This is a genomic window from Mesoplasma photuris ATCC 49581 (assembly GCF_000702725.1).
In the GTDB taxonomy this organism is placed as follows: domain Bacteria; phylum Bacillota_I; class Bacilli_A; order Mycoplasmatales; family Mycoplasmataceae; genus Tullyiplasma; species Tullyiplasma photuris.
In genome coordinates this window covers 291,822-316,474 of record NZ_JNJI01000002.1, presented here as the reverse complement: position 1 = coordinate 316,474, position 24,653 = coordinate 291,822, and the positions used below count along the sequence as shown (strand labels likewise).

The 24,653-nt window shown below is 30.2% G+C and carries 23 protein-coding genes; 3 read left to right on the top strand and 20 right to left on the bottom strand.

Annotation, left to right across the window (positions count from 1 at the left end):
* Window positions 1–3 precede the first annotated feature (3 nt).
* A complete protein-coding gene (gene uvrB, locus T347_RS0101445; RefSeq protein WP_031542538.1) occupies window positions 4–2,004 on the bottom strand; it encodes an excinuclease ABC subunit UvrB in 2,001 nt (666 codons plus the stop codon).
* An 80-nt stretch (window positions 2,005–2,084) separates the two neighbouring features.
* Window positions 2,085–4,874, bottom strand: a complete 2,790-nt coding sequence (gene secA / locus T347_RS0101440; protein WP_051636006.1) for a preprotein translocase subunit SecA — start codon at window positions 4,872–4,874, stop codon at window positions 2,085–2,087.
* Between the two features lie 74 nt (window positions 4,875–4,948).
* Between secA and T347_RS0101435 the strand changes: the two genes are divergently transcribed.
* Window positions 4,949–5,539: an IMPACT family protein gene (locus tag T347_RS0101435; RefSeq protein ID WP_031542534.1), complete on the top strand. Its 591-nt coding sequence runs from the start codon at window positions 4,949–4,951 to the stop codon at window positions 5,537–5,539.
* A 52-nt stretch (window positions 5,540–5,591) separates the two neighbouring features.
* Complete coding sequence (locus T347_RS0101430; RefSeq protein WP_031542532.1) at window positions 5,592–6,575, top strand: 5'-3' exonuclease; 984 nt, start codon at window positions 5,592–5,594, stop codon at window positions 6,573–6,575.
* Here the strand turns inward: T347_RS0101430 and T347_RS03795 are convergent.
* The 4 genes from T347_RS03795 to T347_RS0101410 all read right to left on the bottom strand — a co-directional run bounded on the left by T347_RS03795 (window position 6,562) and on the right by T347_RS0101410 (window position 10,895).
* On the bottom strand, window positions 6,562–7,365 hold the full coding sequence (locus tag T347_RS03795; protein WP_031542529.1) for an SPE_1075/MLC_0560 family membrane protein: 804 nt from the start codon (window positions 7,363–7,365) through the stop codon (window positions 6,562–6,564). The two genes, T347_RS0101430 and T347_RS03795, sit on opposite strands and share 14 nt — an antisense overlap.
* An 80-nt stretch (window positions 7,366–7,445) precedes the next feature.
* Complete coding sequence (locus T347_RS0101420; RefSeq protein WP_031542527.1) at window positions 7,446–7,784, bottom strand: hypothetical protein; 339 nt, start codon at window positions 7,782–7,784, stop codon at window positions 7,446–7,448.
* A gap of 1 nt (window position 7,785) precedes the next feature.
* On the bottom strand, window positions 7,786–9,555 hold the full coding sequence (locus tag T347_RS0101415; protein ID WP_031542525.1) for a dicarboxylate/amino acid:cation symporter: 1,770 nt from the start codon (window positions 9,553–9,555) through the stop codon (window positions 7,786–7,788).
* Between the two features lie 8 nt (window positions 9,556–9,563).
* Entirely contained in the window at window positions 9,564–10,895 is a 1,332-nt protein-coding gene (locus tag T347_RS0101410; RefSeq protein ID WP_031542523.1) for an FAD-dependent oxidoreductase, read from the bottom strand.
* Between the two features lie 133 nt (window positions 10,896–11,028).
* Between T347_RS0101410 and T347_RS0101405 the strand changes: the two genes are divergently transcribed.
* On the top strand, window positions 11,029–11,349 hold the full coding sequence (locus T347_RS0101405) for a hypothetical protein (protein WP_031542522.1): 321 nt from the start codon (window positions 11,029–11,031) through the stop codon (window positions 11,347–11,349).
* A 22-nt stretch (window positions 11,350–11,371) separates the two neighbouring features.
* Here T347_RS0101405 and T347_RS0101400 read toward each other — a convergent pair whose 3' ends face one another.
* The 14 genes from T347_RS0101400 to T347_RS0101335 all read right to left on the bottom strand — a co-directional run bounded on the left by T347_RS0101400 (window position 11,372) and on the right by T347_RS0101335 (window position 24,640).
* Entirely contained in the window at window positions 11,372–11,644 is a 273-nt protein-coding gene (locus T347_RS0101400) for a F0F1 ATP synthase subunit delta/epsilon (protein ID WP_031542519.1), read from the bottom strand.
* A 15-nt stretch (window positions 11,645–11,659) separates the two neighbouring features.
* Entirely contained in the window at window positions 11,660–13,075 is a 1,416-nt protein-coding gene (gene atpD / locus T347_RS0101395) for a F0F1 ATP synthase subunit beta (protein ID WP_031542516.1), read from the bottom strand.
* A 14-nt stretch (window positions 13,076–13,089) separates the two neighbouring features.
* Window positions 13,090–13,935, bottom strand: a complete 846-nt coding sequence (gene atpG, locus T347_RS0101390) for an ATP synthase F1 subunit gamma (protein ID WP_031542514.1) — start codon at window positions 13,933–13,935, stop codon at window positions 13,090–13,092.
* Entirely contained in the window at window positions 13,935–15,512 is a 1,578-nt protein-coding gene (atpA, locus tag T347_RS0101385; RefSeq protein ID WP_031542512.1) for a F0F1 ATP synthase subunit alpha, read from the bottom strand. The genes atpG and atpA overlap by 1 nt, the downstream gene beginning before the upstream one ends.
* Before the next feature lie 15 nt (window positions 15,513–15,527).
* Window positions 15,528–16,079 carry a F0F1 ATP synthase subunit delta gene (locus T347_RS0101380; RefSeq protein ID WP_031542510.1) on the bottom strand — a complete coding sequence of 184 codons (552 nt, stop codon included), beginning with the start codon at window positions 16,077–16,079 and terminating at the stop codon, window positions 15,528–15,530.
* A 1-nt stretch (window position 16,080) separates the two neighbouring features.
* Window positions 16,081–16,626 carry a F0F1 ATP synthase subunit B gene (atpF, locus tag T347_RS0101375; protein ID WP_245594780.1) on the bottom strand — a complete coding sequence of 182 codons (546 nt, stop codon included), beginning with the start codon at window positions 16,624–16,626 and terminating at the stop codon, window positions 16,081–16,083.
* A 38-nt stretch (window positions 16,627–16,664) separates the two neighbouring features.
* A complete protein-coding gene (atpE, locus tag T347_RS0101370) occupies window positions 16,665–17,006 on the bottom strand; it encodes an ATP synthase F0 subunit C (RefSeq protein ID WP_031542506.1) in 342 nt (113 codons plus the stop codon).
* A 21-nt stretch (window positions 17,007–17,027) separates the two neighbouring features.
* Window positions 17,028–17,918 carry a F0F1 ATP synthase subunit A gene (locus T347_RS03710; RefSeq protein ID WP_245594779.1) on the bottom strand — a complete coding sequence of 297 codons (891 nt, stop codon included), beginning with the start codon at window positions 17,916–17,918 and terminating at the stop codon, window positions 17,028–17,030.
* Complete coding sequence (locus T347_RS0101360) at window positions 17,918–18,340, bottom strand: MG406 family protein (protein ID WP_031542503.1); 423 nt, start codon at window positions 18,338–18,340, stop codon at window positions 17,918–17,920. The genes T347_RS03710 and T347_RS0101360 overlap by 1 nt, the downstream gene beginning before the upstream one ends.
* 306 nt (window positions 18,341–18,646) lie before the next feature.
* Entirely contained in the window at window positions 18,647–19,270 is a 624-nt protein-coding gene (gene upp / locus T347_RS0101355) for a uracil phosphoribosyltransferase (RefSeq protein ID WP_031542501.1), read from the bottom strand.
* A 91-nt stretch (window positions 19,271–19,361) separates the two neighbouring features.
* Window positions 19,362–20,555 carry an acetate kinase gene (locus T347_RS0101350; RefSeq protein WP_031542499.1) on the bottom strand — a complete coding sequence of 398 codons (1,194 nt, stop codon included), beginning with the start codon at window positions 20,553–20,555 and terminating at the stop codon, window positions 19,362–19,364.
* Window positions 20,555–21,526 (bottom strand): phosphate acetyltransferase, encoded by a 972-nt coding sequence (gene pta / locus T347_RS0101345; protein ID WP_031542497.1) that lies wholly within the window; start codon window positions 21,524–21,526, stop codon window positions 20,555–20,557. Before pta ends, T347_RS0101350 begins: the two co-directional genes overlap by 1 nt.
* 12 nt (window positions 21,527–21,538) lie before the next feature.
* Window positions 21,539–23,347, bottom strand: a complete 1,809-nt coding sequence (gene lpdA, locus T347_RS0101340) for a dihydrolipoyl dehydrogenase (protein WP_031542494.1) — start codon at window positions 23,345–23,347, stop codon at window positions 21,539–21,541.
* A 15-nt stretch (window positions 23,348–23,362) separates the two neighbouring features.
* Window positions 23,363–24,640: a dihydrolipoamide acetyltransferase family protein gene (locus T347_RS0101335; protein ID WP_031542492.1), complete on the bottom strand. Its 1,278-nt coding sequence runs from the start codon at window positions 24,638–24,640 to the stop codon at window positions 23,363–23,365.
* Between the last annotated feature and the right edge of the window lie 13 nt (window positions 24,641–24,653).

Genomic DNA, 24,653 nt, shown 5'->3' with positions numbered 1-24,653 from the left:
TTTCTATCCGTTCTTTTGTTGTTCTAGTTCGATAATAGTATCTCTAATGGTTGCAGCTGTTTCAAAATCTAAATCTTTTGCAGCTTGAGTCATTTCAGCACGTAACTTATCAAGAACAATTTGTATTGCTTCTTTTTTAACTTTTTTAGATTTTATTTTTGCTAATTCATCAATATTTTTACGAGCTTTATCTGTAAGCACACTTTGATTGATGTCTTTTAAAATTGTTTTAGGAGTTATTCCATGCTCCTTATTAAAGGCTTCTTGGATTTCACGTCTTCTTGAAGTTTCTTCCATTGCTTCTTTCATCGCACTGCTAATTGTATCTGCAAAGAAAATTACTAAACCATTTGCATTTCTAGCTGCACGACCAGTAGTTTGAATTAATGATCTTGTGTTTCTTAAGAATCCTTGTTTGTCTGCATCTAAAATACATACTAAACTTACTTCTGGTAAATCTAATCCTTCTCTTAAAAGGTTAACTCCAACAATACAGTCATAAACTCCACGTCGTAAATCATTCAATATTTCACTACGTTCTAATGTTTTTAACTCAGAATGTAGATAAGCAACTTTGACTCCTCGTTCTTGTAAATATGAAGTTAAGTCTTCACTCATTCTGATTGTTAGCGTTGTTACAAAAACGCGTTCGCTTTTTTCTCTTCTAATTTTAATTTCTTTAATAATTTCATCAATTTGACCTTCAGTTGGTCTAATCTCAATAATTGGATCAAGCAGTCCTGTTGGTCTAATAATTTGTTGAGTAAACTTGTGATCAGTTAATTCCATTTCATATTCACCCGGAGTTGCTGAAGTATATATAACTTGATCTAAACTTGATTCAAATTCTTCAAAATTTAATGGTCTATTATCTAATGCTGATGGTAGTCTAAATCCATATTCAACTAATGTAGTTTTTCTCGATCTGTCGGTATTATACATTCCACGAGTTTGAGGAATCATCATATGTGATTCATCAATAATTGTTAAAAAATCTTTTTCAAAATAATCTAATAAAGTATAGGGTCTTTGACCCTTTTCTCTAAAGTCTAATTGAGCAGAATAATTTTCAATACCACTACAGAAACCAAATTCTTCTAAAGATTCTAAATCATACTTTGTTCTTTGTTCTAAACGTTGAGCTTCGAGTAATAAACCTTGTTTTTGAAAGTAATCAATTCTTTCAGTTAATTCTTTTCTAATATTCAAACAAGCTTCTTGTAATTTTTCCTCTGGAGTTACATACGCTTGTGCTGGATAAATAGTAATTGTTCTAGTGTGTTCAACTAAACCACCAGTTATAGAATCTAAAATATCAATCATTTCAATTTCATCACCGAATAATGAAATTCTATATAAATATTTAGAACTTCAACCAGGAACAACTTTAATTACATCACCTTTAACACTAAATGTCCCTGGCTTGTTTTCTATGTCATTTCTCTCATAACCTGTTTTTACAAAGAATAAAAGTAATTCTTTTTTAGATAGTTTTTGTCCTCTGTTTAATTCAAAAAATGAATCTGAATAATCAGCAGGATTTTGAGAAGCATAAATAGCAGCAACCGAAGCTACAACAATTGTGTCTTTTCTGGTCATTAATGCATTCATTGCGCTCAATCTCATCATATCCAATTCCATATTTTGACGAGCATCTTTATCAATATAAAGGTCTTTTGATGGTACATAAGCTTCTGGTTGAAAGAAGTCGAAATTGGAAACAAAATACTCCACCCTGTTTTCGGGAAAGAACTCTTTTAATTCATAGTATATTTGCATAGCTAAAGTTTTATTATGTGCAAGTACTAAAGTTTGGCGATTTTGTTTAGCAATAACATTAGCTATTGTAAATGTTTTACCTGTTCCAGTTGCACCAAGCAATACTTGATGTTTAACTCCTAAATTTAAGTTTTCATTAAGTTCAATAATCGCTTTTGGTTGATCACCAGCAGGTTCATATTTTGAAACTAATTTGAATTGATTATCATTTATATACTTTTTCATATTTCCCCCATGTTATGCTCAAAAAACTAGACAAATGGTCTAGTTTTTCTCTATACTATTTAATTATGCCATTTATGATTTTATTCATCATTCTTTGGCTTATTTTTTGCATTTTTAATTTGTTCTGATAATTGTTTTAATACTTGTTTAGCAATCTCTAATTGTGCTTGTGCAGCTTTATCATCACCAATTTTATTAGAAGCTGAGTTAAATCCAGATTCGATTGATTCTGGGTTTACATTTTCGATTCCATCAATATTAAAAGCGTTTAAAATACTTTTCATATCTTCTTTAGTAATTTCAACTTGCTTAACCTCTTTATTGATTTGTCCAAATCGCTTTTCTAATTCAATAACTAATCCAAGCATAATATCTCTTTTTACTTTTAATTTTTTAAGATAATCTTCATTTTCTGAATTCTCTTTTTCAAGTTGATCAAATCTATCATTAATATCTTTATTATTAATGTTTGATTTTGTTAAACCGGTTTCTTCTAATATTTTATCAATATCAGCATCTGTAATTTCTACTTGTCTAACTTGTGGTTCAGCTTCCACATTTTTTAAAACAACATTTGCTAATTCATTTACAACATCTTCTGAAATGCTAATTTTCATTTTGTTAAATAATTTTGTTGCTTGTTCAACATATTCAGCCAATGGATTATTTTGCGCATACTGCTGTAAATAAATTCCTGATTTAAGTTTTGAAGAAAGATCTATATGTTTTGTTCAGTGTTTATCAAACGCTTTTAAAATTCTTTCTTTTTCCATATTTAAAACAACATCTTCAGGAATATCAGAAACTCTAATCATATAGAATTCCATCATTGCTTCTGCTATTTCTTCAGCTAGTTGCATTTTATCTTTATTGAAAAAGTCTTTTTCTTTAAATTTATTGTGTGCAACTAATTTACCGTCAATTGCTTTTAATAAACCTTTAGCATCGATTGTTTTTTCACCATGAATTAAAATAGAATTCAAAGATATTAATTCAAATGCAACTGTAACTTGGAATTTTTTGATTACCACTTTTAAACTTTCTGCATATAAAATATCATCTCTTTGTGAATAGATAGCTTCACGTTGTTGAGCTAAAATATTGTCGTAATCTAAAACATTTTTACGTTGATCAAAGTTCATACCTTCAAGTTTTTTCTGAGCATTAGTAACTGCTCTTGTAAACATTTTAGATTTAATGTGATCATCACCTAATTTAGCAAAGTTTTGTCTTGTACGAGGATTTGCAAATCTCATCATCATATCATCTTCCATAGAAATATAGTATCTTGACATTCCTGGATCACCTTGTCTACCAGAACGACCACGTAATTGATTATCAATTCTTCTCGCTTCGTTTCTTTCGACTCCAAAAACAACTAAACCACCTAGTTCTTTAACCTCATCAGATAACTTAATATCTGTTCCACGACCAGCCATGTTTGTTGCTAAAGTAATTGCTCCTCTTAAACCAGCAACAGAAACAATTTCAGCTTCCCTATCGTGATTTTTAGCATTGATCATTTCAAATTTCAAATCAGCTTTTTGTAAGTATCTTGATATTTGTTCAGAAGATTCAACTGATGTTGTACCAATCAATATTGGATTACCAAGTTCGTGAATTTCTTTAATATCTTTAATTAAACGTTTTAATGCAGCGTTTTTTGAACCAAAAGTATAATCTTCTTCATCACGTCTAATAATTGGACGGTTTGTTGGTGTACAGACAACTCTTGTATTATAAATTTTAATAAATTCTTCTTCTTCAGTTTTAGCTGTTCCTGTCATTCCTGAAATTTTTGCATAAAGTCTGTAAAAGTTTTGATAAGTAATTGTTGCTAAGGTTGCAGTTTCTTCTTCGATTTGTACTTTTTCTTTCGCTTGTAAAGCTTGTTGTAAACCATCAGAATATGATCTACCTTCCATGATACGACCAGTGAACTGATCAATCAAAAGAATTTCATTATTTCTAACTGTATACTCAATTCCTTCTTTAAAAGTAAAGTGTGCTTTTAAAGCATTCATAATCAAGTGGAAAATTTCTGTATTTTCAATCGCAAATAGATTTTTAACTGAAAAAAATTCTTTTGCTTTTTCCATTCCTGATTCATTTAAATAAACTTGCTTTGATTCTAAATCAATATCTAAATCTACTTTTTCATCTACTTTTGAAGCAAAATCATCAGCAGCTTTATATAAATTAATTCTTGAAGCTGAACCACCTGAAATAATTAAAGGAGTCCTTGCTTCATCAATTAAAATAGAGTCCGCTTCATCGATAATAGCATAGTTAAGTCCTCTTTGAACTTTTGCTGAAGCTTTCATAACCATGTTATCTTTTAGATAATCAAAACCCAACTCAGAGTTAGTTGTATATGTAATATCTCTTGCATAAGCTTCACGTTTTGAAATTTTTCCAATTTGAGAAGAGTTTAAACCAACACTAACACCCAATAATTCGTAAACTTTACCATTAATTTCACTATCACGTCTTGATAGGTATTCGTTTACCGTAACAATATGAACACCAAGACCAGTTAAAGAGTTTAAGTACGCAGGAAAAAGACCAGTAAGTGTTTTACCCTCACCAGTTTTCATTTCAGAAATATCACCAGAATGTAAAATCATTCCACCGATTAACTGAACACGGTATGCATTCATTCCTAAAGTTCTTTTAGCAGCTTCTCTAACGACTGCAAAAACTTCAACTAATAAATCATCTAATGTTTCACCGTTTTGTAATCTATCTTTAAACTCTTGTGTTTTAATTTTAAAATCTTCGTCTTTTAAGTTGATCATTTCTGGTTCTAAAGCCAAAATTTTATCAGCAACTTTACCAAAATGCTTAATTATTTTTTTATCTGATGCCATTGTTAAACTCCTTATCTACATTATTTTTATTATACTATTGAATGAGTTATTATTAAAACATAGGAGGAAATTTAATGAAAACAATTGGGAATAAAATTTATAAAAATTCTTTTGTAATTAACAAATCTGAATTCATCGCAATTGCTAAGACAATTTCCTCTAAAAAAGAACTTGAAGAATTTCTTTTAGAGTACTCTGAAAACGATGCTAATCACAATTGCTTTGCATACAAAATAGGTGTCGATAATGTTATTGGTGGTTTTAATGATGATGGAGAACCTAATGGAACTGCTGGAAAACCAATTTTTAACGTAATAGAAAAAATGGGATTAACTAACATTGTTGTTTTAGTAATTAGATATTTTGGTGGTATTAAACTTGGTGCTGGTCCATTAACTAGAGCATACACATCAAGTGCTAGTGAACTTTTAAATGGATTAGAGCTATTTGAAATGCATAAAGTAATCAATGTAACTATTTCATTTGCAATTGAAAACTCTAAGAGTATTGATACTTATATCAGAATAAATAACTTATTTATTATTGATAAAAACTATACAGACGGACCAGAATATACTTTACAAATTGATGATCTTTCAATTCTTAAACAAGCAAATGTAAAATTTGAAATTACATCGATAGTCGAAACATACACAACAATATAGAATATTATTTTTGCAACTGTGATAATATATATATTGTAAGGAATGAAAAAACATGACTACTAAAAATGAAAAACAGACAATACTAATTATTGACGGTTATCATTTATTACACAAAGGATACTACGGTTCTTTAAAAAGAAAAACTGTAGCTGAAAATAGAGATGGCGTTATGATTAATGCCATCTATACATTTGTCGCAAAAATTAATGAATTTATTGATATGAATATTTATCATACAATTATAGTTACTTTCGATGTTGACAAAGGTTGTTGAAGACGTGAATTATATCCAGAATACAAGGCAAAACGTAAAGAAACTCCTGAGGAGTTAATTCCACAAATGCAAATCATTAGAGAATTTCTAACCGCTGCCAATATTCCTTGATATGAACATGCCAGATACGAAGGAGACGATGTAATGGGTACAATTGCAAGAATTGCAAATAAACTTGATTACAATGTACATATTCTTTCAAATGATAAAGATACTTTCCAATTAGTTAGTGAAAACACAAAGATTATTGTAAATGTAAGTAAAAAAGAAAAACCAGTTTTCATTAAAGACGAAGAAGTTTTTGAAAAATTTGGTTGTGGACCAAGTCAAGTGGCTGATATTAAGGCTTTGATGGGAGATTCTTCAGATAATATTAAAGGTATAAAATGTTTACATTATAAACAAGCAATCGAATTATTAAACAAATATGAACATGTTGAAAATATTTTTGATCATATTGATGAATTACAACCAGCTTTAGCAAAAAAAATCATTTGTGCTAGAGAACAAATTTTACTTAATAAAAAAATAACAACAATTCAAAGTGACTTAAAATTAGGTCGAGTGGATTTTAGAAAATTAAGAGTTAATTGATATGGTTATCTAAAATTTTTAAAGAAACAAAAAATGTGAGCATTCACAGGTAATGTTGTTAAAAAAATAGAAGCAATTCAAGCTGGTGAAAGCAGATTTAAAGATTGTAAATCCGCAGATAAAGCACTTGATAAAATGTGCACAAAAAAAATGACTAGTGAAGACTAGTCGTTTTTTTATTAAAGGTAAATAATAATTTATTTATGTATTTTTCAAACAAATGAACTATTGGACCAAAAGCAAAAACAAACATAATTGTTCCAATATTTAAATAATTTAAAAAGAAATCTCCCTTTATTTGTCATACCCCTGGTTGAATTATCACAAATAAAATTCCTGGTAATAATATTAAACAATCTAACATAATTCTTGATGGTGTGTAATTTCAGTTAGTTGCTTTTTGAAAATTTGAACAAATTGAATTATACGGTCCTAAACAAATTTTTGAAGATATTCAAATTGCATCGCCTAAAGCATTTAACAGAAATCCACCAAGTAGAATTAATATTCTAAATTGTTCAGGCATTTCTTTAATAGCACTAGCTACTTCATGTGTCACAATTGTGTGTTCATGCAATAATAGAAATGCAGGTTCCATTAATACAATTGCAAAATCAGAAATAAATGATCAAAAAATTATTTTTTTAACCTCTTTTTTTCTTAAAACTTCTTTTCCTTGTTTAGCATACGATCAAATCAAAAATCCAGTTGATATTATTGCTAATATAAAAAATAAGATACCTAATATTAGTCAATGGTATATACCATTTGAAATTTCAGGTGTAAGTGTTCCATCAATTTCAACGCCTTTAAATCACATCAATAAGCTATAAATAGTGAAGTCTAAATGCATTACGCCAAATGCGGTCGGTAAATATAAACTTAATCCTAAAGTGAATAAATATGTTCCTAATAAAAAGAGCAAAATTTTAAATAGTATATTTTTATTAAATTTCATATTACCTCCAATTCAATTCATTATATCAACTAGATTTTTATAGGGCAAATTATTTATAAAATTTTAAATAAAAAATGGAACTAGTCCATTTTTTCGTTTAATGATTCTAAAAACATTGAAATGCCTTGATTTCTCATTCCTCACAATTGTTCAATAACTCTTTGAGGGGCTCCATCTTTTTTGATTTTTTCACTTTCGATTGAGATTGTTTCTTTAGCTCTTGAGGTAATTTCTTTAACTAAATCACCTTCAAAATTAGATGATTTTAAATCTTCGATAATTTTAAAAATAGCTTCGTAAGTGAACATTGGACCTGATTTAACAGTATAAGCAAGATTGCTATCCATTGTTGTATAAAAAACTTCATTCATCATATCGTATTTGTCTTTGGCTATTTTATATAATTCATTTAGAGTCATTTTATTCCTTAGCCAATTTTGAAGTGGCTTTTTCTTTTTGTTTTTGTTTTCTAAGCATCATTTTTTCTTCTCTTTTATCACTTCGAGAGTTTATTTTTTGATTTCTAAGTACAGATCTTTGAAACTGTTTTTTAGTAAGTAACGGTGTGTCTTCTTCAAAGAGACCTTCTCAGTTAGCTACCATAGTAGCTGCATAAACACCACCTGTAACATTAGTTCCAGTTCTACCCATATCAAACAGACCATCTAAAGCTCCAATAATTGCATAAACTGGTGCGAAGTATCCACCAAAACCAATTCCGTTTAAAACGGCTGAAGTAACAACAGTAGCTGTTCCAGGAACACCAGCAATACCTAATGAAGCAACAACCGTTGTTACTAATCCAATGATAAAGAACGCTCATAATGGAGTTTCAGCAGCAGCTGCACTACCTGTATAAAGAAGTGATGTTATTAAACCAGCTTGAACACCAGCACAAGCGACAAGACCCATTGTTGTAGATAATGGACCAACAGTATTAACCACTTCATCTTTAATGCGCATATCGCGTTTTAAAGTATCCATAGTAACTGGTAAAGTTGCATTTGATGATTGAGTTGAAAACCCTTGTAAAAGTGGTCTAATCGCAAATTTTCATCATGTTTTAACATTAATACCTGTAACAAGCATTTGAATAGTCATGATAACTAACATGATTATCAATGCCAAGTAACCAACACCTAAAGTTAATCCGATTGAAGCTAAAGCACCAATTGGTCTAGATGTGATAGAAGTTGTGATCATTGACATAACTGCAAATGGCATTATTTTCATAAATGTCATTAACATAGACATAATAATATCTCAACCATGATCCATACCAGTTCTTAATTTTAACATTGCTTCTGGTTTTTTTCTCGAAACCATTTTAACTGAATGACCAAACAATGCACCCAATACCATCACAGGAATAATTGCTGTTCCTGTTAAAGTTCCAATAAAGTTTGAAGGCACGTATCCTCATATAATATTTGGCAATGTTTTTGTATCTTCTTGACCTCAAGTACCTGTTACTTGGTTGTCAAATTCCATTCCTTTTCCAATATTTAAAAAATAACCAATTCAAAATGTGATTGCAAACGCAATTGTTACATTGATTAATAATAAAGCAACCGCTTTACCACTTATTCTTCCTAAACCTTTTTGTCCTGGTTTAGAAGTTACTCTAAATATTGCAACAAACACCACTGGTATTGTTAATAATAAAATACCATTTATAAACACTTGTTTTAAAAGTGTTGCTCAGTTATTAAATTCACTTACTCAAAGAATTGCCTCTTTAGCTTCAAAGTTAACAATTGCATTTTCTTGAGTAAACGCTTGATTTCCATTAGCATCAAGAACTTGACTTAAACTATTTAAGTTCGGAATGTCTGCGGCTGTAATTAAACGTAGTACTGAACCATTACCCTCTGTTCCAAGCATATAGTATCCACTTAAGTCAAATCATTTGCCATTAATTTCAACCCAAGGAGAGTTCTCTCCCTTAGTAAATCAAGAACCTTCTGGAAATTGAATGATAGCTTGGATAACAACTCCAAAAACTAGTCCAATCGCCAATCCAATAAGTACTCGATACATAAACTTAATTTTGATTTGTCTTAGACCATATCAAAAACCACCCATAATAACGAAAAATAATAAAATCGCTACAAGTGACTGTCATGTACTGATTCCTACGAATCCTTTTAATAAGGTATCTTGAATACTACTAAAAATTGTTGTATTCATATTTTCTCCTATTTAACCAATTTACTTAATGCTATATGAATAATATCAACACTTCTTGAAAATGGTGGAGCATAAGGGTAGTCTATTTGTTCTAAAATAGCATCCACTTTTTGTCTAGACCACATCAATGAAATTAATCCATATATTCTCATTATTGATTTATTTTGTCCCATTATTTGAACATTAATAATTTCATCAGTTTTATTATCAACTAAAATTTTTAATCATAAGTCTTTTTGATTAGACACATAGTTTGTATGATCTTTATCTTTGATTAAAATTTCTCTTGCATTTGTAAATTGATTTATTGTATTTTTATTTTCTCCCGATCTTGCTAATTCAAGATCAAAAATTTTAACCATTGCTGTATTTAAAGTTCCAGCAAACTCAGTATCAATTCCACATAATTGATCAACAATTACTTTGACATGTTTATTAGCTGTTGTTGCTAATGGTGCTGATGTTTGATTGCCAAATATGAAACCTCTAGTTTCAACACAATCTCCACCAGCATAAACATTTTCTAATGAACTTTGACATCGTGAGTCAACGATTATAGCTCCACGATTATTTTTTTTAATTTTTGATGAATCAATAAAATCTGTATTTGGTAAAACACCAATTGAAATAATAAGTAAATCGCAATCAAAAATTTGACCATTACTTAATTCAACTTTTTTAATTGCACCATTTTCAGAAATTAAGTTCTTAACTTCCGTCTCTTTGAAAAGCTTAACTTCTTTTCTTTCTAATTCTTTTTCAACTTCAATTGAAAATTCTTCATCAAATAAATTTTCAATAACTCTTGATCCTCTTTCGATTATAGTTACGTTTTTACTCAATTCTTTAATGTTTTCAGCAACTTCTAAACCAATTAATCCACCACCTATAATAACAACGTTTTTTGCATTTTTAGTAGCTTCTTTAATATTAATTGCATCTTCTTTAGACTTTACTGAAAAGACATTTTTAATATTCATATCAAAATTATTAGGAATAAATGGACGTGATCCACTAGCGATAACTAATTTATCATAAGTTTCACTAATTTTTTGATTTCCATTTTTACCATAAACAGTTTTTGTTTCAAAATCAACATTGTAAACTTTTGTATTATTAAAAACTTTTACACCTGTTTCTCGAAATTTTTCAACCGTTCTTGCAATCATATTTTCTGCATCTGAAAAATTATTTCCAATAAAGTAAGGGATTCCACATGAACCTAATGATACATACTCCATTTCTTGAAATACAATTATTTCAGCATTGGGTTGTTGTCTTTTTAATTTAGCGACAACTCCCATTCCAGTGGCAGAACCACCAACCACAACTACTTTCACCAAAGTACCCGCTTTCTTTTAACAATAAAATATTGTTAACTTAATTATAAAACAATATTAATCATTTTGATAAGTTAAATTGAAATACAACAATCAGAGTTATAATGATTATAAGAAACGATAAGGAGCCTATATGAACTGTGAAATAATCAAATTTGAAAATTATAATATCGACTTTAATAGCTTAAATCACGAGGATTTTTGAAATGAAAATATTGGCTTAGAATTTGTTGAATTTGTTAAAAATAAAATCAATTTTTCTAAAATAGTAAAAAGCACAAAAATAGAAGAACAGCAACTATTTGCAAAAACAATTACAAGGATTTGATTTTATTTAAATGATGCAGAATACGCAACAGAGATCGAAAATTGTAAAAATGAATTTATAGCAGAAAAACGCAAAAACCTAGATCCGTTACTAATTCCTAAAAATAGTAAAGGGAATTACGATTAAAAAAAATAAGACTTTATAGGTCTTATTTTTTTGTCATATCTTCTGGTCTTGCTCTTTCAGTAATTACTTTACAGTTTTTACCATCAACAGTTAATAGACCTCTGTGCACATGAACATATTTTGGTTCACCTTTAATTTTATAAGTAAGTGTTCCTATTTTTAAAGTAGTAACCATCGGAATCATATTTTCTAAAATTCCCATGTCACCATCAATTGATTGAATATTGATAATATCAACTTCTGTACTATCTAAATAAATTCCGTCAGGAGTAACAATTTTAAGTTTAATTCCCATAATTATTTCTCCTTATTATTTTTTCTTTTTAGTATCGTTATTAAAGTTTTCAATTACATCTTCAATTGTTCCAGCATATAAGAAATATAATTCTGGAATGTTATCTACTTCACCATCAAGAATTGATCTAAATGATTTAACAGTATCTTCTAATTTAATGTATTTTCCAGGACGTCCTGTAAATTTTTCACCAACAAAGAAAGATTGAGATAAGAAGTTTCTCATTTTACGAGCACGAGAAACAACCGTTTTATCTTCTTCACTCAATTCATCCATTCCTAAAATAGCAATGATTGATTGTAATTCTTGATATTTTTGTAATGTTCCTTGAACTCCAAGAGCAACTTGGTAGTGTTCTTCTCCAACAATTTCAGGATCCAACATACGTGATGATGAATCTAATGGGTTAACGGCTGGATAAATTCCTAAAGATGCGATTGAACGATCTAAAACAATTTTAGCATCCAAGTGTGTAAATGTTGTTGCTGGTGCAGGATCAGTTAAGTCATCAGCAGGCACATAAACAGCTTGAACAGAAGTAATTGAACCTTTTTTAGTTGAAGTAATTCTTTCTTGTAGTGTTCCCATTTCAGTTGACAATGTTGGTTGGTACCCTACAGCTGACGGCATACGTCCCAGTAGAGCAGACACTTCAGATCCTGCTTGAGTAAATCTGAAAATGTTGTCAATGAATAAAAGCACATCCATGTTTTTTTCATCTCTAAAGTGTTCGGCAATTGTAAGACCAGTTAAAGCAACACGCATACGTGCACCTGGTGGTTCATTCATTTGTCCGAAAACAAGTGAAGTTTTATCTAAAACTCCAGCTTCAATAAACTCATGATAAAGATCGTTTCCTTCACGAGTTCTTTCTCCAACACCGGCAAATACAGACACCCCACTGTGCGCATTTGCGATATTGTTAATTAGTTCTTGGATTAAAACTGTTTTACCAACTCCGGCTCCACCGAATAACCCAATTTTTCCACCCTTAGAAAAGGGAATCATTAAGTCAACAACTTTAATTCCTGTTTCAAGAATTTCAGCCGTTGTAACTAATTCATCGTATGCGGGTGCATCACGGTGAATTGGCATTCTTTTACCTGTAAATTCAGGTTTCTCATCAATAGCATGACCAGTTACATTAAACATACGTCCTAGTACTTCTTCACCAACTGGTGCTAAAATAGGGGCGGCTGTATTGATAACTGGTAAACCACGAGTAAGACCATCAGTTGGTCCCATAGCAATTGTTCTAACTATTTCATCACCAACGTGTTGTTCAACTTCTAAAACCAATTCAACACCATTATTATCAACAATTAATGCATCATAAATTCTTGGCATATTATCTTCGCTAAATTTAACGTCAATAACTGGTCCTAGTACTTGAATAACTTTACCTGATGGTATCATATTTTCTTTTGCCATATTTCCTCCTCTTATTATTTAAGTTGAGCGTTTGCACCAGACACAATTTCTGAAATTTGTTGTGTAATAGCACCTTGACGTTCACGGTTATATTTAACTGATAATTTTTCAATTAATTCTTCACCATTATTTGTAGCATTTTCCATAGCCACTCTTCTTGAAGCTTGTTCTGAAACTTGAGATTCAATAATTGTTCCTAATAAAATAGTATTTAAATATAAATCAACTGTTTTTTCAAGAACCACATCAGCACTCGGTTCAAACATAACTTCCTTACGTGATACATTTGCTTCTTTATCTTTAATTATTGGAAACAATCTTAATAATGTTGGCTCAAATGTAACGTTATTAACGAATTTTGTATAAACTAATTTAATTTCATCAAATTCTCCACTTGTATAGTATGACATTATGTCATTACCAATTTCACGAGCTTCTTGATTTGAGAAGTCTACATCAACTGATGTATTTTCTTGTTTAATTTTTATTTTTCTTGTTTTAAAAAATGAAACAGCTTTTGTACCAATTGCATAAACTTCATCACTGCTTTTGATTTCTTTCATAACCAGTTTGTTTATGTTAGAGTTGTAACCACCACATAAACCAAGATTTGAATTAATAACAACTCATAAAGTTTTTTTCAATTCTTTATCAGATTCTTTTAAAAATATTGAATTTTCAGTTTGGTTAATAATATTATTAAAAACTTCATAAACTTCAGATACATATTCTTGCGTTTCAACTATTTTTTTACCGACACGGCGTAATTTAGCACTTGCTACTAATTGCATTGCATTTGTAATCTTACCAATGTTTTCAACTGATTCGATTTCTGCTTTTAATCCACTTAAGTTAGCCATTAGTTACCTAGTTTTTTAAATTCTTCTTTTGTGCCGTATAATTCTGATTTGTAATCTTTAATTGATTTAACAAGTTTTAAAACAACTTTATTAATTTCTTTTTGAATTTTAGCTGTTAATTCATCAGTAAATTCTTGTTTTTTCTCTAACTCTTTATGTAAAGCTTTCGCTTCTTTTTCAGTACTAAAGTGAGTAATAATTTCAGACTTTAACAATTGCATCATGTTAACTGGTAATCATTTGATTACGTGTGATTTAATTGCTAATAAAATTATTGATTCATCAACTTGTTTAATTGGTGTATATTGTCTTTGAATTAACATTTGAATAATTCTTTCCCCATGATCAAGTGTTGCTTTTGTTGATTCATCTAAATCTGAACCAAATTTTGAGAAAGCAGCTAATTCATAGTATTGCGCTAATTCTAATTTTAATGTTCCTCCAACTTGTTTGATTGATTTAATTTGAGCTGAAGAACCAACTCTTGAAACCGAAGGACCAATGTTAATCGCTGGTCTGATTCCAGCCATAAATAAATCATTTGATAAGAATATTTGTCCATCAGTAATTGAAATTACGTTTGTTGGAATATATGCTGAAATATCTCCTGCTTGAGTTTCAATAATTGGTAAGGCAGTAATTGAACCACCACCATAATTTTCATTAACTCTAGCTGCACGTTCTAGTAAACGTGAGTGTAGGTAGAATACATCTCCAGGATAAGCTTCACGCCCGGGTGGTCTACGTAATAACAGTGACATTTCACGATAAGCAACGGCATGCTTTGTTAAATCATCATAAACGATTAAAACATCTTCACCGTTTTCCATTCATTCTTCACCAATAGTAACACCAGTATAGGGTGCTAAGTATTGCAATGGAGCAGAATCTGAAGCACCAGCATTAACAATAACTGTATACTCCATTGCACCATGTTTTTTAAGTTTTTCAACAATTTGAGCAATTGTCGAATCTTTTTGTCCAATAGAAACATAAATACATTTTACGTTTTTACCTTTTTGATTAATTATTGCATCAATAGCAACGGCTGTTTTACCAGTTTGTCTATCACCAATAATTAATTCACGTTGCCCTTTTCCAATTGGAATAGCAGCATCAATTCCCAAAATACCTGTTTCTAATGGTTGATCAACACTTTTACGTGCCATAACTCCAGTAGCGATTCTTTCAACAGGTCTAGATTTTTCAGTGTTTAATGGTCCATTGTCATCAATAGGTTGTCCTAACCCATTAACAACACGGCCAATCATCGCATCACCAACAGGTGTTTCAACAACTCTTCCTGATCTATAAACGATATCTCCCTCTTTAATAAGAGTAGTATCTCCAAGAATTACTGATCCAACAGCACCTTCTTCAAGATTTAAAACCATACCGTAAACATCATTAGGAAAAACTAGTAATTCACCCATCATAGCATTATCTAATCCGTAAATTAAAGCAACACCATCTCCTACTTTAATAATTGTTCCTTTTTCAGATTCAACAATTTCTTTTCCGTAGTTTTTGATTTGTTTTTCAATTACTTCAGAGATTTCTTTAATATTTAAAACCATATTAATACTAACCTCCTATTTGTTTTTTAATGTTTCGTATTTCATTTGTTCTAACTTACCTTTGATTGATCCATCAAAAACGTGGTTTTCAACAATTACTTTTACTCCACCAATTACTTTTTCATCTATTTTGTTTACAAGAATAATTTTTTTATTTAATTTTTTTGAAATTTTTTCCTGAATTAATTCAACTTGTTTTGTATCGATTTCAATCGATGATCAAATAACTCCATAAGTTGTTTCATTTAAAATTAATAGATTTTTACGTAGTTGTTTGAATATTGGTCTTGCATTTACAAATGTTTGAGTTTCTACCATCAATTTCATGGCATTCAAAATGTGTATATCAAAACCAAAATCTTTAAAAGTTTCATCAATGATAGCAACTCTTTTTGCTTCATCATGAGAACTTTTGATTGTTAATATTTTTACAAAATCATCTTTATCTTTTAGCGCTTCTACTAAAGCGTGTGATTGTTCTAAAAAAGGTTCAACCTTTTTTGTTTTAACAGCGATATTTGCTAAAGCTCTTGCTCAGTTATCAATTACTGATTTATTTAAAATCATATTAATCTAAGTTATCAATGAAGTCTTCAACAAGCTTTTTATTTTTACTGTTGTCTACTTCAGATTCTAAAACTTTACCCGCAGCTGAAAAGGCTACATCTATAATTGTTTTTCTGATTTCATCTTGAGCTTTTGCTTTTTCTCTTTCGATAGAGTTTTTAGCATGATTTTGTAAATTTGATGCTTCGCTTGTTGCCGTTTCAATAATTTGAGATTTTTGAACATTAGCGTCTGTACGAGCATTTTTAATAATAATTAAAGATTCTGATTTAGCATCATTTAATAAAATTTCTGCTTGTTTTTTATCTTTATTTGCTGACGCTTGTTTTTCAACGGCATCATTTAATAATTCATCAATTTTTGCACGTCTATTGTCGATCGATTGTTTAAACGGTTTGTAAACCAATTTTGACAAAATGATCACGACAACGATTGTTGCTAACACATGAGCAATGAAGTTTGGTAAATTAGGAAATAATTTACCAAAAATTTCTGCTGCTCCAGCACCCGGTGTCTCTGTTAACAATGACATAAGTGTTAATGACATCTTGATACCTCCTTCTATTTTTAATTAGTTTGTTTTAATTAAGCAACAAATACTAAAAGAATAGCAATAACTAAAGCGTAGATAGCACCTGATTCAGCAATACCAGCAGCAATAATCATTGTTGAAGTAATTTTTGATGCAACTTCTGGGTTTCTTCCGATTGCCATACATGCACCTTGTCCAACAATACCTTGTCCAATTCCTGCTCCAAGTAATCCAACTGAAGCAAAACCAGCTCCAAGGAATTTTAATCCTTCAGCTAATCCGTCACCTGTAGACATTGAACCTTCTGTTCCAGCAGCCATAATATTTGGCATAACTACAGCAAATGTACTAAATAAGTTTGCATAAATGTTTGTCATAATTTCTGTAAATAACATATTTTTCTCCTTTGAATAAGCCTAGGCTTTTCTTGTTTCTATTTTAATTGTATTCTTTTGTGATTGATAAGAAGTGTGTTCTTCATCTTCTTCCTCTCCCATAGCCTCTGATCAATATGATAGAGTAAGCATTGTGAATACAACTGATTGTAATACACCATCAAACATATCGAAAAACATATGTAATAATGGGGTTATTATTGTTGTGAAAATATTTAAACCTGATCACCAATATTTATATTGCATCGTGAAGGCTTCGGGATTTTCAGCACCATTTCAAAAGTCTCAATTTAATCAATGAGTTTGATCCCCGGTTGCGTTTCCAACAATAGAATCAACTCCCGCTCAAGATGATTGGAAACCGATAAATAAACCATATAATAAACCTAAAATAATTGATCCACCAAGTAAGTTACCGAATAAACGGAAAGCTATTGAAAATAGCGGTGTAAATTGAGTAAATATTTCGATTGGATTTACATATCTTTTAAGATAAGCTAATTTTTGATATTTAAAACCAAAATAATAAATTAAAACGAATGTTACAAATCCCATCGCTAAAGTTACTGTGAATGATGAAGTGGGTGATTCAATACCGATCATTTGAATTAAAGAACCTACTATAATATATAAAATAATATACATAGCATATGGTGTTAATTTACGATATTTTTTACCCATAATTTCAACGACCAAGTTTTCGATTGAAGTAACAAACATTTCAACCAAAACAAGGTAACCATTCATTTTTTCACCATCTTTATGACCGCGAATTTTAACGTTGTAAATAATCGAAAGCGAGCATATAATAACAGCTGTTAAAAGTATTCCAAATAATTGTGGACTTAATGCCATAAAATTTTCAGAAATCTTATCGCCTATACTTGCTTCAGCTTCTCCATTAATCATCATTACCTTTCCTCCTCTTCTAACGAAATGATGTTTTTAAGATTTTCTTTAATTAAGATACTGTTTAAAGTTGGAAGTAACAATACTGGAATTAATCCAATAAGTAAACCAATTCAAACTCCATCTTCTTTATTGAAAATAAAAAATACCATTAGGAAAGAACCTATATACAATCCAAAGCGTATTAGGAAAAAAAGATAATATAAATAATGATTTTCATTTTTGAATAATTTATATACAGATGTAATAGAAATGGCTGTTCCCATTAACATTGTAATAATACCAATACCTCAACCATAGATTCAATTTGCATTAATTGTTTTGAAACCAACCAAGACTCCCAAAACAAATAACGATATTAAACTTATTGCTGAAATCGTAATTACAAAAATAAATAATCGCTTATTTCTCATCAAGTTTTTCATTAATAAACAAACCTCTTTTCATATATGGTTCTTAAAATATTTTACTCCTATATTTGTAAAAGAACACACTTTTTAACTATTTTGACATTTTATACAAGTTAATAAATTTAATTAAAGAAAATAAAAAAGGGCTATTATTTTTGCCCTTTAAGTTCTTTATTTCTATCGCCTTAAAATAGAAATAACAATGATTTAATCCAATTTAATAGATATACAAAACAAAACTTGGAATGGTGATATTGGGTCACCCGGATTAAATCATTGACAATATATATTTTATATCAATATTTTATTTTGTAAAGTATTTTACTTAGTACCGAAAATGCGGTCTCCTGCATCACCAAGACCAGGAACTATGTAGCCTCTTTCGTTAAGTTTTTCGTCCATACTTGCTGAATAAATTTCAACATCAGGGTGTGCTTTTTGTAATTTAGCAACCCCTTCTGGAACTGATACTAGACAAACAAATTTGATATTTTTTGCGCCTCAACCTTTAGCAATATCGATAGCTTTTATAGCACTACCACCAGTTGCCAACATTGGATCAACAATAATTGTGTAACTTTCAGCGATATCTTTTGTTGTTTTAGCAAAATATTGATGAATTTCTAAAGTTTCTTCATCACGATATAAACCAATATGTGCAATTCTTGCAGTTGGTATCATAGTTTGAATTCCATCAAGCATTCCGATTCCTGCTCTTAAAATAGGAACTAATACAATTGGTTGGTTAATTGTATAACCAACCGTTTTTTGAACAGGTGTTTCTATTTCAACTGCTTCTAATGGAACATCTCTGAAAATTTCATAAACCATTAGTTGAGCAATTTCATTTAGATTTTCTCTAAAATCTTTTGAAGAAGTTTCGATTCTTCGCATTCTTGTTAGCTTATCAATAATAAGCGGATGTTTGATTTGTGTAAATGACATGTTTTGTTTCTCCTTTTTCTTTTAAAAATAATGATAGTTTAAATAAGTGTGAATTGCAACCTTTAATCCAATAAAAAAAGGGAATGATCCCTTATTTTGTAAGATTTAGTGTATCTAAACAAATCATTTTTTCTTCATCTGTTCTCATAGCATATACAGGAATAGCTGAAGTTTTTGAAGATACCAATAAATGATCTTCATATGAAAAGTTATGATTTGCTTCTTCATCAATTTCAGTCCCTAAAATATGTAAATTGTTCATCACAAATTTACGAGTACGAACTGAGTTTTCACCTATTCCAGCAGTGAATATAATAGCATCTACTTTTCCTTCTAATTTATTTGCAAATTTTACAATTCAATCAGCAACAATTTGATTATATTTAGTTAATGCTAATTTTGCCTTTTCATCATTTTTTTCGTTTGCATCAAGAACGTCACGCATATCAGCAGATAATCCTGACATTCCTAGTAAGCCAGATTCTTTGTTTAAAATATTTGTTACTTCATCAACAGTTTTTCCTGTTTTTTTACAAATGAATTGAATAATTGAAGGATCAATATCACCAGATCTTGTTCCCATCATCAATCCAGCTAATGGAGTGAACCCCATTGTTGTGTCAATTGTCTTACCGTTTTTAATAGCAGAAATTGAAGCTCCGTTACCTAAGTGACAAACAATTAAATTTAAATCATTTTTTGATTTTCCACTTAGTTTTGAATAATTTTCAACTATGTAATTATAACTAATTCCATGGAAACCATATTTACGAACACCGAAATCTTCATATCAGTTATTTGGAACTGGGTATAAAAATTCTTCTTTATTCATAGTTTGATGGAATGCTGTATCAAAACAAGCAACCATTTTAGTTGATGACATTATTTTTTTAACTGCATCAATTACTGTAATTGCAGCTGGATTATGTAAAGGTGCTAATTCAATATTACTTTTAATAATTTGATATACTTCGTCATTTATAACAACAGACTTAGCTAATTTACCACCATGAACAACCCTGAAACCAATTGCATGAATTTCATCTTTATTTTTAATTGCTCCTAGTTCTTGAAATTTTTCTAAAACTAATGCAATAGCAACTTCATGATTTGGCAAAGCATTTGAATACTCAAATTTTTCATTATTGAATTTGATTTTCATAAATCCATCTACACCAATTCTTTCAGATAATCCTTCTAAAATAGGTAATGGATTTTTTATATCAGATACTGAAAATAATTTAAATTTAATTGAGCTACTTCCTGCATTAATTACTAAAATCATTATTTACCTCCTAATGACTGAAACACAGTAATAATAGCTGTGTTTTTTACATCTTCTAGAGTTGCTCCTCTTGATAAATCGTTAACTGGTTTTTTTAAACCAAGAACGAAAGGACCAATGGCTTCTCAACCACCCATTCTTTGAGCAATTTTATAACCAATATTTCCAGCATTGATATCTGGGAAAACAAATACATCTGGTAATTGTTTTGTTAATTTACATCCTTTAAATTTTTTATCACGAGTTTCTTTATCATAGGCTGCATCAAATTGCATTTCACCTTCAAAAATGAAATCAACATTCATAGCTTTTAATTTTTCAACCGCTTCTCTAACTTTAACTACATCTTCACCTGATCCACTACCGTTTGTTGAATAACTCAACAATACCGCTTCAGGGTTTTCTGTTTTCATATCTTTAGCGAAATTGACTGTCATTTTTGTAATTTCTGCTAACTGATCAGAATTTGGTTTAATATTGAAACCACAATCTGTAAATAAGTGTGCCTGTTCACCCTTTTTCATAATGAAAACTGAACTAGCTAAAGAATAACCTGGAGCTGTTTTAATCACTTGTAAAGCTGGTCTTAATGTATCAGCAGTTGTATATGTTAAACCACATAACATCGAATCTACTTTTCCCATTTGTAATAGCATTGTAGCAATATAATTTGATTGTGACATTAATTTATCAGCCATTTCAAGCGTGGCCTTATCACCACGTATTTTCATAAATTCATCAACTAATTCTTTTTTATTAAATTCATCAATGATAACTAATTCAACTTCACTATTAAGAGTTGAAGGGACTTCGGATTTAGTATTAAAAATTAAAACTGGTTGAGCAATCTTTTCGTCAATCAAAAAGTTTGCTGTTGTTTGAATTTTTAATTCATTTCCTTCTGGTAAAATAATTCTTTTTTTGTTTGAATCATTAATTAATAATTCTTTTATTTTTTCGATTGAGTACATTTAGTCTTCTTTCTATAAATTTATTGGTAATCCAGTTTCTAATGCTTCTGCAGCTTCACCAATTGCTTCACTCATTGTTGGGTGAGGGTGAATAGCTCTTGCCAATTCTGTGATTGTTCCTTCACATTCAATTAATGTTGTGATTTCTGAAATCATTTCAGTTGCACGATTACCAATAATGTGAGCACCTAAAATAGTTTTGTATTTTGGTTCAATAATCAATTTTACAAATCCTGTAGAATCATCATCAGCTAAAGCTTTACCGATTGCTGCAAATGGGAATTTAAATTGTTTATAGTCAACACCTTCTTTTTTAAGTGTGTCTTCAGTTTTACCAATCATAGCAATTTCGGGATGTGTATAAATACAACTCGGAATTCTATCATAATCCATTTTCATTTCATGTGCTTTTTCTTTACCGAAAACTTTAGCAATACGGTTACCAACAACAATACCTTGGTGTGATGCTACGTGAGCCAACATAGCTTTTCCAGTTACATCTCCAATTGCATAAACTCCTTTTAAGTTTGTTTCACAATATTCATTTACAACAATTGCATTTCTTTCAGTAATTTCTAAACCAATATTTGTAAATCCATCAGTAACTGTTTTACGACCAACTGATTCTAAAACGTAGTCAGTTTTAATTGATTGAATTTTTCCTGATTCATCTTCAAAGAAAATTTCTTTACCTTTTATTTCTTTAATTTTTACACTTGTTTGAATATTAATACCGTATTTTCCTGTTAATTCTTTTGTCATTTCTTTAATAACATCAGAATCTAACATTTCTAAAATTGTTGGCATACCTTGTAAGATAGTTACTTTAGTACCTAAGTTGCTGTATAAACAAGCAAATTCAACACCAATAACACCTCCACCGATTACAACAAGTGATTTAGGTATTTTTGGTAAACTTAATGCAGAAGTAGAATTAATTAAAACTCCTGATTTTGCAGCTTCTGGAAATCCGGGTAATGGTAATGAATTTGGAGTTGAACCTGTTGCAATAACTAAGTTATCACATCCATATTTTTCACTACCAACTTGAATTGTGTATTGATCTAAAGCAATAGCTTCTCCCTCAATACGCACAACTTTATTTTTATCTAATAAATATTTAACACCTGTTGTTAATTTTTTAACAACTTGATCTTTTCTGTCTTGTGCCATTCCTCAATCGATTGTAACAGCACCATCTGTTTTAATACCAAAAGCTTTACCTTTGTTTGTAATTTCATCAAAAACTTTTGCTGTTTTTAATAGTGCTTTTGTTGGGATACATCCGATGTTTAAACAAACACCTCCGTATGCACCTTTTTCAATAATGGCAGTTTTCATTCCTAACTGAGCCATTTTAATCGCTGATACGTATCCTCCGATACCACCACCAACAACAATAACATCAAATTTTTCTTTAACTTTGTGTTCAGATTTTGGAGTTTGAGTTGCTGCGATTGGAGTTGCTGTTTGAACTTGTGATTGAACAGGACCACGTGATGGAATAACATCATTAGAAACTGGAGTTGACCCAACAACCGAAGCATTTTCTTCTTCAGCAACTTCTGGTTCAAGTGCTTTTCCTGATCCATCATCAATGATGAAAACAGTTTGACCAACTTTAATATCTTGGTCAGCCTTTACTAATATTTCAGCAACCTTACCATCAACTGGTGATGGTATTTCTGAATTTACTTTATCAGTTTCAACATGGAATAATGAATCTCCCATTTTAACTGAATCACCAATTTTTACTAAAACCTCAGTTACTTTTCCTTCAGTTAAACCTTCACCGATATCTGTGAATTTTACTTTAAACATATATTCTCCCTTTTTCTATACCAATAACATAATTGGGTTTGAAAGTTGTTTAGAAATTTTATCTAACAATCTTCCTACATCTGCTCCGTCAATAATTCTGTGATCAGCTGTTGCTGAAAACGGCATAATATATCTTGGAACTACATTTTCACCAATATATGTTGGTGTTTTAGTCATGTTACCAACACCAATAATTAATGACTCTGGTGAGTTTATGATTGGTGTTGCATAATCTAAAGCAACACTTCCGAAGTTTGAAATAGTTACTGTTCCTTCACTCATTTCTTTCATTGAAAGTTTTTTGTTACGTGCTTTATCAGCTAATTCAGTAATTTTATTTGCAATTTGGAATACAGACATTTTATCAACACCTTTAATTACAGGAACCATTAAACCATCTGGTGTATCAACAGCTACTCCGATGTTAATATTTTTAACATATTGAATTGCGTTGTTTTCTAAATCAATTCTAACATTCATATTTGGCATCTCTTTTAAAGCTGTAGCTGTTGCTTTAACGATGAAAGCTAAATATGTTAATTTAATTCCACGTGATGCTGCTACATCTTTTAATTGACCACGGAAATCAAATGTTTCTGTAATGTCCATGTTTCTCATACCAGTAAATGCAGCATTGAAATTTGATGAGTATGTCATTGCTTTCATAGTTGCTTTTCTAATACCATTCATAGGTTTAGATTCAAATGTAAATGGTTCTTCGAAATTATGACCATCTGTAAATACTGGCGATGGAGAAACTGTGTTAGTTTTTTCAGTAGTTGATGCAGTAGTTGAACCACCTTTTATATCAGCTACTAAAATTCTTCCATTAGGTCCTGAAGCAGTTACTTTAGATAAATCAATACCTAACTCAGCTGCCACTTTTCTTGCTAAAGGAGATGCTTTGATTACTCCTGAAGATTTTTCTTCATTAACTGATGGAATATTTCTAACAATTACATCATTTGAAACTGGAGTCGATCCAACAACTGAAGCATTTTCTTCTTTAACTACTTCAACTGGTTTTTCTTTAGAAACAACATCTTCAGTAGATTTTGATCCGTCATCAATAATAAAAACAACTTGCCCTACTTTTATTTCTTCATCAGCTTTTACCAATATTTCAGCAACTTTACCATCAACTGGTGCAGGAATTTCTGAATTTACTTTATCAGTTTCAACATGGAATAATGAATCTCCCATTTTAACTGAATCACCGACTTTAACTAAAACTTCAGTTACTTTTCCTTCAGTTAATCCTTCACCGATGTCTGCGAATTTTACTTTAAACATATATTCTCCCTTT